The organism is Clostridium sp. LXY-7 (assembly GCF_056172015.1).
Map to the genome: position 1 here is coordinate 446,642 of NZ_JBLLJL010000001.1, position 17,992 is coordinate 464,633.

The window sequence follows — 17,992 nt, forward strand, 5'->3', positions numbered from 1 at the left end:
TCGACAATATATTAAAACAGAATCTAATAATTGAATAAATTCTTACAGTTATAATATGTCTAACATATAGGATTTTGCGATGTTTTTGTAGCCATATTTAATTAAAGCATCAATTACTATAGCTCTGATTTCATAAGAACTAGTAGTATCTCTAGAAAAAGATTGCAGTATTTTTTCAACATCTAAAATAATTAACTCAATTTCCTTTGAATTAAGTAGTATATTTTTGTCAGAAGCAGCATTTTCAATAGAAGTCTTTATTTTATGTGAGTCAAAATCCACTAGTCGCCCATTTTTCTTAATAACTTTCATAACTATACCCCCAATACTTTTTATTATAAATTTTACCATAACAATAGGAAAAGTCATAATGAAATTTTAATTAAGGCAGCATTTCTTAAGGATTTTGATAATGAAATTTTTAACATTGTGAGGTATAATTATTTTAGATACTTTAGGGTATTTTTGAAGTTATTATCAGAAAATAAAGATATTATTTAAGAAAAAATAAATATGTTTATATAATTTAACTTATGTTTCAGTTATCAAGTGTTAATTTACAAGGGGATTAGTATATGAGTAAGATTACCATTATAGACTTGAAAAGGTTAAGTTTATTTTCAAGTTTAAAGGAAGAAACATTAATAAAACTTTGTGATATAGGAAATAAAAAACAATTTAAAAAAGGAGAGCATATTTTTAGGGACAAAGAAAAAATAAATAGTATTTACGTAGTATTAAAGGGAAATGTAGCACTATATAAACTTAATGAGTATGCTCAAAAAAAGATTATTTTTATTTTAGGAGAAGATAAGATAATTAATGAAGTTACTTTAGATGACTCATCGTCATCAATTAATTGTGAACTTTTTGAGAATGGTGAAGTACTAATCTTTGACAAAGATAACTTTATAGAGGTAATGAAAATAGATTTTCAATTAACTCAAAATGTTATAAACTCTTTGGCGAAAAAAGTGAGAAGACTTTATAGACAGATAAAAAATTCAACGCATATAAAGATAGAGAAGAAAGTAGCAGCAAAGCTTTGGAAATTATCTAAGGATTACGGTATAGAAACTCCACAGGGAACATTAATTAACTTAGATATAAGTATTACCTATCTTGCAGATATGTTTGGAGCGCCTAGAGAGACAATATCTAGAGCAATGAAGATTTTGCAAGAAAATGAGTTAATAATCTATAAGAACAAAAAAATTATAATATGTAATAGGAATAAATTATCAGATTATTTTAAGGGATTGTGATTTTTATCACAGTCTCTATTTTTTTATTCATATATACTGGACTAGTAGATAAAGCATATTCATATAAATAATAAAAAGTTAAAAATAAGAACTAAGAGGTGTTTGATTATGGGCTATAAACTTAGTTGTGAAGCTTTAAATAGCATTTTAAAAGAGTTATCCGGAACTTATATTATATACGCTCCTAAGGTATTAGAAGGAAAAGGAACTTTTTCAGATACTGATATTGTGAGGTATGGAGAAATTACTTCTATAGAAGAAGTAGAATTTGAGAAAAAGTCGCAATTTTCATACAAAGAAGTTATACTTCCAATAACTGAAACTTTATTCTATTTTACAGAGGATGAAGTAATAGAGCCGAAAGGCAGTGAAAAGGCTCCACTAATTTTCTTAAGAAGCTGTGATATGCATTCCATAAGAAGAATAGATGATATATATTTAAGAAATGGTGTTGAAGATCCTTACTATAAAAGATTAAGGCAAAATGCTAAATTTATAGTTATGGGATGTGAAAAAAGTTTTGACAATTGTTTTTGTGTAAATATGGGAACTAATAAAACTGATGAATATGATGCATACCTATCACTAGAAGGTGGATATGGGTATTTAGATGTAAAAGATAAGGAATTAATGGATATTATAAATTTATATAAAGAAGAGAATGTAGAAGTTATTCCTAAGTTTGTGGAGGAAAATCACATAGAAGTGAATATTCCAGAGGGACTTGATGTTAAAGTAATAGATTCAAAAGTCTGGGATGAATACACACAAAGATGCATAGCTTGTGGAAGATGTAATTTTGTTTGTCCTACATGTACATGCTTTACAATGCAAGACATATTCAGTAAGGATAATCATAAAACTGGAGAAAGGCGAAGAGTATGGGCATCATGTCAAGTAGATGGCTACACAGATATGGCAGGAGGTCATAGCTTTAGACAAGCTAAAGGACAAAGAATGAGGTTTAAAGTTCTTCATAAAGTTTATGATTATAAAAAAAGATTTGGATATAACATGTGCGTTGGTTGTGGAAGATGTGATGATATATGTCCAGAATATATATCCTTTTCAAATTGTATAAATAAGCTTCAAAATGTTGTGGAAGAGGTGAAATAATGAATAGTAATGTATATATGCCTTTTTCTTCAAAGGTATTAAAGGTAAAAAAACATACAGATATTGAATATACCTTCACCATGGAATTTCAAGGTGAAGTTAAACCAGGACAATTTTTTGAGGTATCTATTCCTAAATTTGGTGAGGCTCCTATATCCGTTAGTGGAATAGGGGAAGGATATGTGGAACTTACTATTAGAAAAGTTGGTGTGGTTACTAATGAGATTTTTGAGAAGTATGAGGGTGATAGATTATTCTTAAGAGGACCTTATGGTAACGGATTTGACATAGAAAACTATAAAGGAAAAGAAGTTGTAGTAGTTGCTGGAGGAACAGGATTGTCACCAGTTAAAGGAATAGTAGATTATTTTTCTAAAAATCCAAAAGAGGCTAAGAGTTTTACTTTAGTATCAGGTTTTAAATCACCTAAGGATATATTATTTAAGGATGATATGGAGGAATGGGGGAAAAATATAAATTTTATTTTAACTGTTGATAATGGTGAAGAAGGTTATAAAGGAAATATAGGACTGGTTACTCAATATGTATCTAAGTTAAATATTGAAGATAAAGAAAATGTACAGATTATAGTAGTAGGTCCTCCAGTAATGATGAAGTTTACTCTACAGGAATTTATAAAATTAAAAATTGGAGAAGAAAATATTTGGATATCTCATGAGAGAAAGATGTGCTGTGGCCTGGGAAAATGTGGTCACTGTAAAATTGATGATACTTATATTTGCTTAGATGGACCAGTATTTAATTATACTAAAGGAAAATTTCTAATAGATTAGAAAGGAGGAGAAAAATGGACATTAATACTAAAAAATTAAAAAAGAATGCTTTTAGGATTACTAAAAAAAGAGGGTTAGCCGCTTCAAGAATAAGAGTACCAGGTGGATATTTAAAAGCTGAATATTTGGGTATTATTCAAGAAATAGCTGATAAATATGGAAACGGAACTGTTCATTTAACTGCAAGACAAGGCTTTGAAATACCTGATATAGATATGGTAGATATACCTGAGATAAATACATTACTTCAACCAATAATTGAAGGATTAGAGATAAATCAAGAAATATCAGGAAAAGGCTATACTTCAGCTGGAACCAGAAATGTATCTGCTTGTATAGGAAATAATGTATGTCCTTATGGAAATTATAATACTACTAATTTTGCAAAGAAAATTGAAAAGGCTATATTCCCTAATGATTTACATTTTAAAGTTGCCTTAACAGGATGTCCTAATGATTGTATAAAGGCAAGGATGCATGATTTTGGGATTATAGGAATGACAGAGCCGCAATATGATAGAGATAGATGTGTATCCTGTGGAGCCTGTGTTAAGAATTGTAAGAGAAAAGCAACAGGAGCTATAAGAATAGAAAATTTTAAAATTGTTAGAGACCATGATAAATGTATAGGCTGTGGAGAATGTGTCATGAATTGTCCAACAGGAGCATGGACAAGGAGTGAAGAAAAATATTACAGATTAGCAATAATGGGTAGAACTGGTAAAAAGAACCCAAGACTAGCTGAGGATTTCATTATATGGGTAGATGAAGAGAGCATAATTAAAATTATATTAAATACTTATAAATATGTGGAACAATATATTGATAGAGAAGCTCCAGGCGGAAAAGAACATGTGGGTTATATTGTAGATAGAACTGGATTTATGGAATTTAAAAAGTGGGCATTAGAAGGAGTAGAACTTTCAGAAAAAGCTATATGCAAAGAAAATGTATATTGGAGCGGAATTAAATATCCTAATACGTAATAGAAAACAAGTTAAATATTAAAAGGTTATATCCATCTTAATAGGTAGATCCAAAATTAATATTATATTAAAAAAGAGACATAGATTTATATCTATTCATAAAGCTTGTACATGATGTGCAGGCTTTTATTTATGCATTTATTTTTAGTTTAGGGCCTTATTTTAATATAGTTCTAAAATCAACAATCATTTAAAACAAAGCCTATTTTAATATAATATTAAGTGGAAGAGCAAATTAAAGTAATAATATTAAAGAGATTATAAAATATTCTGAGAGATGTGATAAATATTGTACGTAGTTATAGGTGAAAGGGGGATTAGCATGAATAAGAAGCTTATAGAGAAAGTAAAAAATAGAGATGAAGAAGCTATTTCTAAGTTGATACAAGATCATTCTAACTATGTATATCATCTAATAAAGAGAATTATAGGCAGCATAGGAACAGAAGAAGATGTGGAAGAGTGCGTTAGTGATAGTTTTATAGCAGTGATTAATGATATTGATAATTTTAACGAAGAAAAAGGAAAATTATACACCTTTATATTAATAAAAGCTAAGTATAAGGCTTTAGATTATAAAAGGAAATTAGAAAAAGATAACAATATACAGGCGTTCGTAGAAGAAGTTGATATACAAAGTGATGAAAAGAATTTAGAGGATAGAGTTTATGATAGGATGCAGTTGAGAGGAATAGTAAAAATTATAAATGAATTTAAAGAGCCGGATAGAACTTATTTTTATTTAAGGTATTTTATGTACTACGAAGTTAAGGAGATTGCTAATAAGTTTGGTGTTACAGCTGCAGCTGTAGAAAATAGGTTATATAGATGCAGGCAGTATATTAGAAATATATATAAGGAGGAGGTTATTTAATGAAGGAAAAAGATATGTTTGAATTAATAGATAAGATTATAGAAGATGATTTACAGATAGATGATATAGAGTTAGATATAACTGAGTTAGAAACTCCTCTAAATAGTGATCAAATAGATAATATTCAGAATAGAATATTTGAAAAATTAAATATAAAAAAGAGTAATGAGGAATATGGTAATAAGTCTTATAGGAAAGAAAATATAAAGGCACATAAAAATTATAAAAAGCACTTTTCTTTTTCTATTAAAAAGACTCTTATTGCAGCAATAATAATTATTGGAATGCTTTCCACAGTAGTACTTGCCAAGTATGATTTAATCTATAAGTTTATACCTCAGCGTGGAGGGGTAGTCTCTTCAGAAGGTAGTATTTACTCTCTAAAGAATCCATTAGAGCAAGTGGTGGAAGGGAGTAAAATTACCCTAGAGGATTTAGTTATGGATACTTCAAATAATAATTGTAATGCTAAAATTGTAACATCTAAGGGAAAAATTACAGAAAGTGAAGTAATTTTAGGAGAAAATGGATTTAAAAGTGGAAATAATTCCTCAGCAGGAGGAGGAGAAGGAGGAAGCTTTTGGTATAGTTATTCAGATATCACCAGTTATAATGAGGGCGATAAAATAACTGTAAATGCCTATTTAGATAATAAGAAATTAATAACCTTTGAAGCTGAGTTAGAGAAAATTGAAGGAGTTTCAGATTACAGTAGCCTTGGACCGACAGATACAAAGGAGAATATTAGTATAACTGCCGTAGTAAAGGAAGCAGATCATATATTGGATGTAAACTTCATTACTCCAAATAAAGAGGGAGAGCAAATTGTTTACTATGGAGATGAGTTTAATCAAAAGAATGAAGGTATTTATCTTAGAGATAGTATGGGAACTCAGGTAAAGGGAGAAAGATTATTTCATAATGATAGAAATAATCATATGCAATTTAATATAGAGGGGCTAGTAAAGCCTTATAAAATAATATTGCCACAGGTTACTATAGAAATGAGAAATGAGGGTTTAGCTAATGAAGAAATAAAAATAAAGGTTCCAAAGCCAGGAGAGAAGATAGATATTAATAAAGAGATAAAGATTGAAGATGGAACCATAAAAATACTTCAAGGACATAGGCTTGGAAATGACGAAGAACCGATAATTTGGGGAGAAAAGAAGGATGTAACAACTAACTATATATTAAGTTTTAAGTTAATTAATAATAAGCCTAATAGAATATTGACACAGTTTAAGATATCATCGATAGGTACGCTATTCAATATGAAGGGAGATTTTTCAGGTTATGGAAGTGAATATAATGAAAAAGAGGTTATTGATAAAGTAATTATAGATTTAGATAAACCTAATAAAAACACCTTAAAATTTAATATTACTTCTGCAAATTATTTAATAAATGGAGATTGGGAATTTAGCATAGAGTAAAATTTATAAATTGTTAAAGGTACAAAATTATTTATCTTTGAGTATTCAATAATATTGAAATATGTAAGAGAATATAATATAATGATTATGAAATTAAATATAATAAGTATTAGGTTCCACTAGGAATTAATAGGGAAAATGGTGAAAATCCATTGCAGCCCCCGCTACTGTAAGCATGGACAAATCCTAAAAACCACTGGAGTATTCTGGGAAGGTAGGATAAGTATGAAATGCAAGTCAGGAGACCTGCCTAATATCTTCAGCATAGTTTTCGGTGGGAAAATAGCATTGCTATTATAAAAAAGTATTGTATGAATACTTTATGTTAGCATATAATAAACTCCCATTATTGGGAGTTTTTTATATTATAGAATAATCTTAAGCAATAGGAATAGATTCTTATAGGTTAGGATATATAACGAAGTATATAGCTTTCGGTTTTTGTTATTTAGATAAGTCATCTAAATAACAATTTATAAAAACTATTATAATTAAGAAAATCTGCAATTCTACATAAATAAATATCAATTATTAATATTATAGAGAATAGGAGGTAAGTAGAGTGATGACGTACAATTTATTTATGGAAAACCAGATTAGTAGATATGAAGAAAATATATGGGAGAAATATGTAATTATTGCATCGGAAATAGTTGAAAAACAGAACATATCAATACTTACGAAAGCTAGATTTACAAATAATCTTTATAATATGGATAAAGATAAGGAATTGAATTCATTAGTTTCCATATACACCAATTTAATTGATGAACTTAAACAAGAAATGTTATCTAAAAAAGAGGCACTTGAGAAAATAGATAATGTTTTAGAGAGATTAAAGGTTAGATTTAATATTAATGGTAATATTGATAGATTTTATTATAATTATAATAGTGAAAATATGGAGGGAGTTATAGAATTTATTATAGATAAATTTCTAACTTTAATAGCCATTGTATCAGGAGAAATTAGAGATTTTTAGATTAGGTTGTGATTTAATATGTAGTTATAAAATCAACATTATATTAAAACAAAGCTATAAAGTATTTTAAGTTTTCTAAAACTTAAGCGAAATAATATTGAACTAATGTATTGAGTACATTCTTATTACGGTATGATATACTATAATAAGAATGTAGTTAGAATGAAAAGTAAATAAAGATATTAGACTTATATTGTGATTAAACGGTAAAATGGTGAAAATCCATTACAGCCCGCGCTACTGTAAGCATGGACAAGTCTTAAAGGCCACTGGAATAATTCTGGGAAGGTAGGATGAGAATGAAATACAAGTCAGGAGACCTGCCTTATATTATAATAAGATTTTCGGAGGGAAAATACTAATAGATATAGTTTTATTTGAGTTTTAATAGGGCTATATTTAAATTGTATAACTCCCTGTTGGGAGTTTAATTTTTATTATAAGGTAATCTTAAGTTGTATATTTTTTAGAAGAGAAATTTAAAAATGTAAACTTATAACATAGGCATTTATAAATACTCATTATTTTAAAATACTATTCAGAATAATAGGTTATAAGTGCCAGTTGTTTAAATTAATACTATAAAATAGAAAAGGAGATGCTAAGTATGAGCTGTAACTATAAGTTTTTTCAACATAAAGACTGCGAGTATTTTCCATGTCATAAAGTAGCTAATGAAGAGAAGTTTAATTGTCTATTTTGCTACTGTCCACTTTATTTTACAGAAAATTGTGGGGGGAATTGCAAACTTCTTGAGGGAGGAATTAAGGACTGTACTAACTGTATGATACCTCACTCAGAAAAAGCATATGATTATATAATAGGAAAAATAGTTGAAATAAATAATAATAAGAGAAAAAAATAGTACTGAAATTCAGTACTATTTTTTTCTCTTATTATTAATGTATGATGATTCTAATATTTACAAAATATTTAGAATATTTAAAATATTTATCTTAGAATTATTGTTATTATACCTTTTTATGGTATAATTAAATATAAATTACATTTTCTGATTAACTAATCAATTAGGGATATATTTAGTTAAAGCTATATATTTCATTGGAGCCATCTAGATTATTATACAAGCTATAATTTGGCTTAATCATCTACTGATGATTAGATATAAAATGTAAAAAATAGAGAGGTGAATAATAATGAAGAAACTATTAGCGTTAGTATTGTCTCTTGTCATGGCTCTATCAGTATTCACAGGCTGTTCGTCCAATGGTAAAGCTGATGACAAGGACAAAGAAAAGATTCGTGTTGCCCTTATTCTTGAAGGTGCTATCAGCGATATGAGCTGGAATGCAACAGCTTATGAAGGTCTTAAAAAAATTAAGGCTATGGGTGCAGAGGTAGCATATGTGGAGAATGTTCCAGCTTCTTCTGTCGCTGACAGCATTCGAACCTATGGTGATGAGGGATATGACGTAATATTCTTGTCCACTAATAGCTATGCAGATGCAGGAAAAGCAACTGCAAAAGATTATCCAAACACTCAGTTTTTTATGATTAACTCCAACGTTACAGCAGATAATGTAGCATCCTTTGCTATACAAGATGCAGAGCAGGGTTTCCTTATGGGGGCATTGGCAGCATTACTTACAAAATCCGGAACGGTTGGTTTTGTTGGCGGTTTGGAAATCAATCCAATTATCAATGGCGGTGAAGGCTTTCAGCAGGGTGTTAAATATGTTAACTCTAATATTAATGTTATTTCGACCAACACTGGTTCTTTTGACAATGTAAGTGCTGCAAAAGAAACTGCAAAAGCAATGGTAGGTAAGGGAGCAGACACTTTGGCTCCTATGGCAAATCAGGCATCCTTAGGCGTTATGGAAGCTGCTCAAGAAGCAGGAGTAAAGGGAATTGGATCTGGATTGAATCAAGAAACTGTTGCTCCAGATGCTGCTGTTGTAGCTATTGTAAAGGATACTTCAATAGCTTATGAAGCTGCTTATAAGGCATACATTGATGGTACAATCTCTAACGAAGTCTTAAAAATGGGTGTTGCACAAGGTGTTGTGTATATTGGTGATTACTACAGTGATGTTCCGTCTGAAGTTAAAGATAAGATTAAATCAATCTGTGAAAAATTAGCATCAGGAGAAATAAAAATAGACCTTGGGAAATAAGTAAAAGGTGCAAGGGCAATCTGATAGGTTGCCCTTAAGCGTAGATATACATTTTGACTATATAAAGGAGGAGTGTCATGACATCGTATATAGTAAAAAGAAGATCCGTTGAATTATTAAAGAAGCTATATTTTCCTGTGATATCCTTAGTTGCTGCCATGATTTTTGGCAGCATAGTTATTGTGGCAACTGGACGTAATCCCGTTGCGGCTTACAGAGTTATGATTAAAGGCGCATTTGGCACACTTGCTGCATGGGACCAAACATTGGTTAAAGCAATTCCTTTTATGTTTACAGGTCTAAGCTATGCAATTGCAAAGCGTTGTGGAATAATTAACCTAGGTGCTGAAGGGCAATTTAAAATTGGTGCTCTTTGTTCTGCGATTGTGGGCGTAAGCTTTTCTGGTCTTCCAACCATAGTACATCTGCCACTTACTTTGCTTGCAGGGTTCCTGGGGGGGGCATTGTACAGCTTAATTGTTGCAGGGCTCAAGCTTAAATTTGGTGCCAGCGAGCTCATCACAACTATAATGCTTAATTATATTGCTACAAACATAATAAGTTATTTTGTTACGGGCCCAATCAAGGATAGCGCATCAAGTTCCTATCCACAAACGGCAGTTATGGCTGAGACTGCACAGCTACCACGGTTATTTGAAGGTAGCTATAGACTTCATGCAGGATTTATAATTGTTATATTGGCTATCATTTTATACTATATATTTCTTTGGAAAACTACAAGAGGCTATGAACTTAGGGTTGTAGGTCTTAATCCCACAGCGGGTAATTATGCTGGCATGAGTATTAAACGTTCTACACTGATGTCAATGTTCTTGGCAGGTGGATTTGCTGGTCTTGGCGGTTCAATTGAAATAATAGCAGTTCAATACCGCTTAATGCAAACCTCATTTGCAGTAAGTTATGGATTCACTGGGATAGCGGTTGCACTTCTTGGAAACAATAATCCTATTGGAATATTCGTTTCGGGAATACTTTTCGGAGGGTTACAAAGCGGTTCCGCTAAGATGCAGGCATTGGTTAAGGTGGATTCTTCTATAGCTTCTGTAATTCAAGCATTGGTTATATTGTTCTTCGCTGGACGAGCACTTTTTTATTGGAATAAGAGGAAAAAGTCGTCATTAGAAAGTATTGCTAAGTCTGAAAATGTAAATGAGGGGGCAGGCATATGATAGAGACAATTACCAGCTTTTTGGCTTCAGATATACGTATGGCTACACCTATAATGATTGCAGCACTAGGCATAGTATTCAGTGAGCGTGCAGGTATAGTCAACATAGGTACTGAGGGTATGATGCTTATAGGTGCTCTTGCTGGAGTTGTAGGTTCTTTTTATACAGGTTCAGTATGGTTGGGTGCATTGATAGCAATTTTAGTTACAATGGCTTTTGCAGCAATATTTGCACTATTTACAGTAACAATTAAGGCTGACCAAACTGTTATAGGAACAGGAATGAACATACTTGCAGGAGGATTAACCATAACTGTTAACAGAGCAATATTTGGTGCAAGTACAAGTCCACCCAAAATTGATGTATTTGATGCAGTTTCCATTCCAGGGCTTTCCAACATACCTATTTTGGGAAAAGCTTTATTCAGTCAATCTATACCAGTATACATTGCATTTATTTTAGTTCCCGTGGCATGGTTTGTAATGTTTCGTACCAACACTGGACTAAAGCTTAGAGCAGTCGGGGAAAACCCTCGTGCTTGTGATACTGTGGGTATCAATGTATCTAAAGTTCGTTGGATTAGCATACTTTACAGTGGTTTGATGGCAGGTTTTGCAGGGGCTTACGTTTCAATGAGTCAGATGTCTTTCTTTACAGAAGGAATGATTTCAGGAGGCGGCTTTATGGCATTGGCAGCAGTGGTATTTGGTAACTATACTCCTTTGGGAGTAATGATTGCTTCCTTGGTATTTGGTGCAAGTAGTGCATTACAGTATAGTCTGCAAGTACTTAACACAGGAATACCGGATCAATTTATGTCTATGCTACCTTACATTATAACTATATTGGCACTGTGCACATTAATACGTCGTAGCAATAAGCCGGCATCCAGTGCTATTCCGTACATTAAGGAATAAGGAGGATGATACTATGGCATTATTAGAAATGAGACATATTACCAAGCGCTTTGGAAGTGTTGTGGCTAATTATAATGTAGATCTATCCGTGGAAAAGGGCGAAGTCCATGCCCTATTAGGTGAAAATGGAGCAGGGAAAAGTACCCTTATGAATATACTGTATGGTATGTATAATCAGTCTGAAGGTGAAATTTACTTTCAGGGTAAGCAGGTGCACATAACAGATCCCAAGCATGCAATAGAGTTAGGTATAGGAATGGTGCATCAGCATTTTATGCTGATACCTGCATTGACGGTTATAGAGAATGTTGTACTTGGTTATAAGGACAATAGATCTGTACTTAATCTTAAGGAAGCAGCCCAAAAGTTCACCGCTATGGCAAAAAGATACAATATGGACATTGATCCATGGCTTAAGGTAAGCGAGCTTAGTGTTGGTCAACAGCAACGGTTGGAAATACTAAAGGCATTGTATCGTGAAGCAGATCTTTTAATTTTGGATGAGCCCACTGCGGTGCTGACACCCCAAGAGGTTGAAGGATTATTTCATATGATTAGACAACTGACAGCTGAGGGAAAAACCGTTATCTTTATCAGTCATAAGCTGACGGAAATTATGGAAATTTGTCATCGCTGTACTGTATTAAGACTAGGAAGTCTTGCTGCTTGCGTCAAGATTGATGAGGTTAAGGACAAGGAGCATTTGGCATCTTTAATGGTTGGGAAAAGCGTTGAGTTGGTTACAGCTAAGGATAAAGCTAAACCAGGAGAAATAGTACTTGAAGTGAGTAACATAAGCTGCCTTAATGAGAGAAATCTGGATGCCCTTAAGGAGATAAGCTTTTATGTGAAAAAAGGCGAAATTCTAGGCATTTGCGGTGTTGATGGGAATGGTCAATCAGAGCTTATAAAATGCATAACAGGTCTTTTAAAGGTTAAGTCTGGCACTATAAAAATCCATGGAGAAGATGTTACTAATCTATCGCCAAAGGAGGTTCTTCAGCATGATGTTGCACATATCCCAGAGGATAGACATAAGATGGGCATGATTAAGGATATGACCGTTGAGGAAAATCTTATATTGATGAGTTATGACCAAGCTCCATATTCAAAAAATGGTATATTAGATTGGAAGTGTATAGAAGGACATAGCTGTGAGATATGCAAAGCCTTTAGTGTTAAAACTCCAACTATAAAGGAACTTGCAGGAAATCTATCTGGCGGTAATCAACAAAAATTTGTTGTTGGGCGAGAATTGGATAGAAAGCCTAAGCTATTAATAGCGGTACATCCATCGCGTGGTTTGGATATTGGAGCCACTAAGTACATTCAGGCTCGTATAATTGAGGAGCGTGACAGAGGTGCAGCAGTGCTTATGGTTTCTACTGAGCTAGATGAGATTATGGAAATCTCTGATAGAATTATGGTTATCTACGAAGGAAAGATTATGGGCATAGTTGATCAAACAGATGCAACTAGAAACGGATTGGGATTATTGATGGCAGGAATAGCGGAATAAATTCTGAAATATAATTTGTTTAAGATATGTTTGTATAGTTTTTAAAATTGAATAAAATAATAAGTAGAAAAGGGCATTAGTTAACAGCTAATGTCATTTTTGCTTATTCTTGAAGTTTATAGCTGTGATGATGTAAACCAGTAGATTATATTGTTACAATATATATAAGTGACTTTATTATTTGGAGGGGTGTAAATGAAATTAGGAAAATTAGTTAATAAATTGAGAATATCTTTAAAACAAAATATTAGAAGATTTCCTATAACAATAGGACTTTGTTTAATTACAGTTCTGATTTTGATAACTATGTCAGAACTTACAGATGGTTATAATGGTAACTTAATAGAGAATTTAAGGATTATAGCTATGACATTGGTCTTAGGTATTCCAATATCACTTTCCATTCAATTATATTTTGAGGGAAGAAAAGATTATAAAAATTATTGGAAGTATATATGTTATGTAGTTTCAACTATTCTGCTTTGTGGATATGGATACTTTTTTCTTGATAATTTAAATATTGTTCAGACAACTAGATATATAGGATTCACCCTATTATTCTATTTAATATTTTTATTTATTCCACGTATTTATAAGAAAAGTGACTTTGAGTTATATGTGATAAAAATTCTAGAAAGACTTTTTGTGACTACATTATATTCTATAATTTTATATTTAGGGATAGCGGCTATAATATTTACGTTAGATTATCTATTAGGAATTAATATTAAAGGGGAAATCTATTATTATAGTTGGCTTATAGTAGTAGGAATTTTTGCATCATGCTTTTTCTTTGCTGGAATTCCAAATGAAGAAGAAAATATGCAGGAAGAAAACTATCCAAAGATTTTAAAGGTACTCTTGATTTATATAATTATCCCATTAATTTCTATATACACATTAATATTATATATCTACTTTATAAAAATAATTATCACTATGAAATGGCCAGAAGGGTTAGTATCTCATCTAGTATTATGGTATGGAGTAATATCAGTATCAGTAATATTTTTAATTTCACCTGTAAGTAATCATAGTAAATGGATAAAAAAATACATGGATATATTTCCAAAAGCCATACTCCCACTTATAGTTATGATGTTTGTTTCTATGGGAATAAGAATTAATGCCTATGGTATAACGGAAAATAGATATTTTGTGTTAGCTTTAGGTATATGGATATTTGGAAGTATGTTGTATCTTTCAATAATCAAGAAAAGAAAAAATATAATACTTCCAATTTCACTTGCTGTAATAACTTTCCTATCAGTTTGTGGACCATTAAGTAGCTATAGTATATCTAAATACAGTCAAAATAAGAGACTTGAGAGATTACTTATAAAAAACAATATGTTCATCGATGATAAGGCTACTAAAACAGATAATGAAGTTTCTAAGGAAGATTCATTAGAGATAAGCAACATCTTAAATTATTTTGATAGAAATCATAGCTTAGAAGAGGTTAAATCCATGCCAGAAGGGTTTAAAATTAAAGACATGGAAGAAGTTCTAGGTATAAAGTATCACTATGACTATTATGGTGAAAACTATAAATATTTTTATTTTACTGCGGATGAATCATCAGAACCTATGGAAATAAAGGGATATGAGTATTTATTTGATTTAAATAATTATGCAATATATGAGAATAAAAATGGCAATCTCACTATATCACTTAATAGGGTGTCTACGGAATTAAAAATATTTGATAAAGGTAAAGAAATATATTCTAAGGAATTAGGGGAATACTTTAAAATCTTAGTAGAGAAATATAATACGGACAGTACAGGAAATATTCCAAGAGAGGAAATGCAATTTCAAGATGAAACCGATAAGATCAAGATAAAACTCCAATTTAATAGCATAAATGGAAGAAAAGATGTTGTTAGTGGGGATATAGATTCAACAGAACTTCAATTTTATCTGCTTGTAAAACTTAAATAAAATATTTTGTAATATATTTTAAAATATGCTCTGTTTAATATAGATTTGATAAAATCCATACTAAACAGAGCATTGAAAATAAATAAATTTTACTTTAAAAGCTCTAATTCTATAACGGTATCTAATTCATTAGGTAATTCTGCTCCACTTATATTTATGAAGGCGTCTCCTTCAAATTCTTCAGCCATCCAAGGGAAATCAACCTTTAATTCAGAGCCATCCTGTAATAATCTAGCTTTTTTTATTTTTCCTCTTAAGCCATTAAAGTTAGTAAAACCTATGCCTCTATCAAAAACATGAGCATAAAGCGTATTGCCATTTTGGGTATATCTACCCCACTCAGGCTTAGGATAGTTACTAGCACCACAATTATATATACTTTCAGAATTATCCTCCATCCAGTGTCCAACACTTTCAAGAATCTCTATAGATTTTTTAGGTACTTCACCCTTAGCATTAGGTCCTACATTTAGAAGAAGATTTCCATTCTTACTAACACACTCAACAAGTCCACGTACTATTTGTTTAACACTTTTATAATCTCTATCCGTTGAAGAATAACCCCAGTTATTATTTAAGGTTATGCAAGCTTCCCAAGGAATTGGATTTCCATTTTCATTAACGACTCCTTTAGGAGGAATAATTTGTTCTGGGGAATCAAAATCTCCAGTGTAGGGATGAAGTTCAGATTTTTTTATATTTTTTTTATCATCTAATCTATTATCAATGACAATTTGTGGCTGTAAATTTCGAACCATTTTTATGAGTTTATTTGCTTCCCATTTTTCACCAGTCATGTCATCATAGGAAAAGTCAAACCACATTATATCTATTTTTCCATAGTTGGTTAGTAATTCTCTTACTTGATTGTGAAAATAATCTACATAGTTTTTAAAATTATGTACCTTTCCTTTAAAATCCTCATTATTTCTCATTGGATGATGTCTATCTCCATAAGCAGGATAGTCAGGGTGATGCCAATCAAGAAGAGAATAGTATAGACCGACTTTTAGCCCCTCTGCTCTGAAAGCTTCTACATATTCACTTATTAAATCTCTATTAGCCTTAGTATTAGTAGCTTTATAATCTGTATATTTACTATCAAATAAACAAAAGCCATCGTGGTGTTTTGCAGTCATTACTGCATACTTCATTCCAGCTTTTTTAGCAAGTTTTGCCCACTCCTTAGGATTATATTTAGTAGGATTAAAATCATTAAAATATTCTTCATATTCTTCAATGGTTATGTTTTTTTGTGCTCTTATCCATTCGCTCACTGCAGGAATAGAATAAAGTCCCCAGTGTATAAACATACCAAATCGAGAGTCACAAAACCATTTAGTTCTTTCTTCACGTTCTAAATATAATTGGCTTTCTTTAAATGTCATGTTTAAACCCCCTTTAGAGTAATTTTTCTTGAATATTCCGTACATAAAAATTATAACATATAAATACAGTATACCTTTTATCTAAAAGGAGAAAATAATTATGAAAATAATATTAATGGAGGTAATAGGTATGAAGGAGATAAATGATAGCTTGTTTCAAGGTGAGGTTATAGAAAGTGATGTGTCTGTAGTAGTAGATTTTTGGGCACCTTGGTGTGGACCTTGTAAGATGATAGCACCTGTGATGGAAGAATTAGATAAATATTATAGTGGAAAAATTAAATTTTGCAAAATGAATGTGGATGAAAATCCAATTACAGCTGAAAAATATAGAGTAGTAAGTATTCCTACAATAATAGTATTTAAAGGAGGAAATTCTGTAGAGACAATGGTAGGATTTAAGCCAAAATCTGCATTTGAAGGAATTTTAAATAAATACCTATAATTTAGGGAAAGGATATTTAACATGTTTGATAGATATGATATAGCTGTAATAGGTTCTGGGCCGGCAGGACTTTCAGCAGCTATAAATGGAAAAATAAGAAATAAGAATGTAGTTGTGTTTGGACAAAAATTACTAAGCAATAAGATAGTTAAAGCTCCTAAAATTGATAATTATTTAGGATTTCATAATATTAGCGGTGAGGAATTAAAAAATAAATTTCAAGAACATATTGATGCTATGAAAATAAATATGATCTATGAAAGAATAAACAATGTTTATGCGATGGGAGAATATTTTACTCTTATGGAAAATGATAAAACTTACGAAGCGACAGTAGTGATACTAGCAACAGGAGTAGAATTTTCAAAGCCACTACCAGGGGAAGTAGAATTCTTAGGAAAAGGGGTAGGATATTGTGCCACTTGCGACGCACCACTATATAAAGGAAAAACTGTTGCTATTATTGGATACAATAAGGAGTCAGAGGAAGAGGCTAATTTTGTAAGTGAATTAGTCAATAAATTATATTTTATTCCTATGCATCCAGGTCCATATGCTCTAAGATCTTCTATTGAGGTAATTAAAAGTAGACCTAAAGAGATTGTAGGAAAAGATTTAGTTGAAAAAGTTATTTTAGAGGATAGAGAAATAGTCACAGATGGTGTATTTATACTTAAGGATTCTCTATCTCCAGGTCAGCTTGTGCCAGGATTGGTAGTAGAAAATGATCATATATCCGTCAATAGGAAGATGGAAACTAATATTAAAGGACTATATGCAGCAGGAGATTGTGTGGGAAGACCATATCAATATATAAAATCTGCTGGTGAAGGACTAGTGGCAGCATTAAATGCAGTTTCCTATATAGATAATAAGAGGAAGTAATACTGAAACTCATGGGATAAAAACCATGAGTTTTTAATATCATGATTTGTTTTAATATAGCTTTGATAATGACATAATATTTTTACTATCAAGTGATTCTTAGTAAATAAATT

The 17,992-nt window shown here is 31.2% G+C and carries 17 protein-coding genes and 2 riboswitches; of the genes, 15 read left to right on the forward strand and 2 right to left on the reverse strand.

All coding sequences use genetic code 11. The features are described from left to right. Positions 1-48: 48 nt before the first annotated feature. Positions 49-312 carry an ATP cone domain-containing protein gene (locus ACI48Q_RS02140; RefSeq protein WP_474917394.1) on the reverse strand — a complete coding sequence of 88 codons (264 nt, stop codon included), beginning with the start codon at positions 310-312 and terminating at the stop codon, positions 49-51. Positions 313-575: 263 nt separating this feature from the next. Here ACI48Q_RS02140 and ACI48Q_RS02145 point away from each other — a divergent pair, with 263 nt between their 5' ends. The 13 genes from ACI48Q_RS02145 (at position 576) to ACI48Q_RS02205 (ending at position 15,161) form a co-directional block, all read left to right on the forward strand. Beyond that, positions 576-1,265 carry a Crp/Fnr family transcriptional regulator gene (locus ACI48Q_RS02145; protein WP_474917395.1) on the forward strand — a complete coding sequence of 230 codons (690 nt, stop codon included), beginning with the start codon at positions 576-578 and terminating at the stop codon, positions 1,263-1,265. A 108-nt stretch (positions 1,266-1,373) separates the two neighbouring features. Further along, entirely contained in the window at positions 1,374-2,381 is a 1,008-nt protein-coding gene (gene asrA, locus ACI48Q_RS02150) for an anaerobic sulfite reductase subunit AsrA (RefSeq protein ID WP_474917396.1), read from the forward strand. Then, on the forward strand, positions 2,381-3,175 hold the full coding sequence (gene asrB, locus ACI48Q_RS02155; RefSeq protein WP_474917397.1) for an anaerobic sulfite reductase subunit AsrB: 795 nt from the start codon (positions 2,381-2,383) through the stop codon (positions 3,173-3,175). Before asrA ends, asrB begins: the two co-directional genes overlap by 1 nt. 14 nt (positions 3,176-3,189) lie before the next feature. After that, complete coding sequence (asrC, locus tag ACI48Q_RS02160) at positions 3,190-4,161, forward strand: sulfite reductase subunit C (protein ID WP_474917398.1); 972 nt, start codon at positions 3,190-3,192, stop codon at positions 4,159-4,161. Between the two features lie 322 nt (positions 4,162-4,483). Continuing rightward, the gene (locus ACI48Q_RS02165) at positions 4,484-5,035 is read left to right on the forward strand and encodes a sigma-70 family RNA polymerase sigma factor (RefSeq protein WP_474917399.1); all 552 of its coding nucleotides are present in this window, start codon (positions 4,484-4,486) and stop codon (positions 5,033-5,035) included. After that, complete coding sequence (locus ACI48Q_RS02170; RefSeq protein WP_474917400.1) at positions 5,035-6,471, forward strand: hypothetical protein; 1,437 nt, start codon at positions 5,035-5,037, stop codon at positions 6,469-6,471. The genes ACI48Q_RS02165 and ACI48Q_RS02170 overlap by 1 nt, the downstream gene beginning before the upstream one ends. Positions 6,472-6,565: 94 nt before the next feature. Continuing rightward, positions 6,566-6,739: riboswitch (cobalamin riboswitch) on the forward strand. Between the two features lie 294 nt (positions 6,740-7,033). Then, positions 7,034-7,453, forward strand: a complete 420-nt coding sequence (locus tag ACI48Q_RS02175) for a hypothetical protein (protein ID WP_474917401.1) — start codon at positions 7,034-7,036, stop codon at positions 7,451-7,453. A 167-nt stretch (positions 7,454-7,620) separates the two neighbouring features. Further along, a riboswitch (cobalamin riboswitch) is annotated at positions 7,621-7,795 on the forward strand. A 265-nt stretch (positions 7,796-8,060) separates the two neighbouring features. Then, the gene (locus ACI48Q_RS02180) at positions 8,061-8,318 is read left to right on the forward strand and encodes a cysteine-rich small domain-containing protein (RefSeq protein WP_474917402.1); all 258 of its coding nucleotides are present in this window, start codon (positions 8,061-8,063) and stop codon (positions 8,316-8,318) included. 292 nt (positions 8,319-8,610) lie between these two features. After that, complete coding sequence (locus tag ACI48Q_RS02185; protein WP_474917403.1) at positions 8,611-9,591, forward strand: BMP family protein; 981 nt, start codon at positions 8,611-8,613, stop codon at positions 9,589-9,591. A gap of 77 nt (positions 9,592-9,668) precedes the next feature. Further along, positions 9,669-10,781, forward strand: a complete 1,113-nt coding sequence (locus tag ACI48Q_RS02190) for an ABC transporter permease (protein ID WP_474917404.1) — start codon at positions 9,669-9,671, stop codon at positions 10,779-10,781. Continuing rightward, positions 10,778-11,698 (forward strand): ABC transporter permease, encoded by a 921-nt coding sequence (locus ACI48Q_RS02195; RefSeq protein ID WP_474917405.1) that lies wholly within the window; start codon positions 10,778-10,780, stop codon positions 11,696-11,698. Before ACI48Q_RS02190 ends, ACI48Q_RS02195 begins: the two co-directional genes overlap by 4 nt. Before the next feature lie 13 nt (positions 11,699-11,711). Continuing rightward, entirely contained in the window at positions 11,712-13,217 is a 1,506-nt protein-coding gene (locus tag ACI48Q_RS02200; protein ID WP_474917406.1) for an ABC transporter ATP-binding protein, read from the forward strand. A 195-nt stretch (positions 13,218-13,412) separates the two neighbouring features. Beyond that, on the forward strand, positions 13,413-15,161 hold the full coding sequence (locus tag ACI48Q_RS02205; protein ID WP_474917407.1) for a DUF4153 domain-containing protein: 1,749 nt from the start codon (positions 13,413-13,415) through the stop codon (positions 15,159-15,161). Positions 15,162-15,250: 89 nt separating this feature from the next. Here the strand turns inward: ACI48Q_RS02205 and ACI48Q_RS02210 are convergent, their stop codons facing one another. Then, a complete protein-coding gene (locus tag ACI48Q_RS02210; RefSeq protein ID WP_474917408.1) occupies positions 15,251-16,549 on the reverse strand; it encodes an alpha-L-fucosidase in 1,299 nt (432 codons plus the stop codon). A gap of 100 nt (positions 16,550-16,649) precedes the next feature. Between ACI48Q_RS02210 and trxA the strand changes: the two genes are divergently transcribed. Then, entirely contained in the window at positions 16,650-16,994 is a 345-nt protein-coding gene (trxA, locus tag ACI48Q_RS02215; RefSeq protein ID WP_474917409.1) for a thioredoxin, read from the forward strand. Positions 16,995-17,015: 21 nt separating this feature from the next. Beyond that, complete coding sequence (locus ACI48Q_RS02220; protein WP_474917410.1) at positions 17,016-17,879, forward strand: NAD(P)/FAD-dependent oxidoreductase; 864 nt, start codon at positions 17,016-17,018, stop codon at positions 17,877-17,879. Positions 17,880-17,992: the final 113 nt, after the last annotated feature.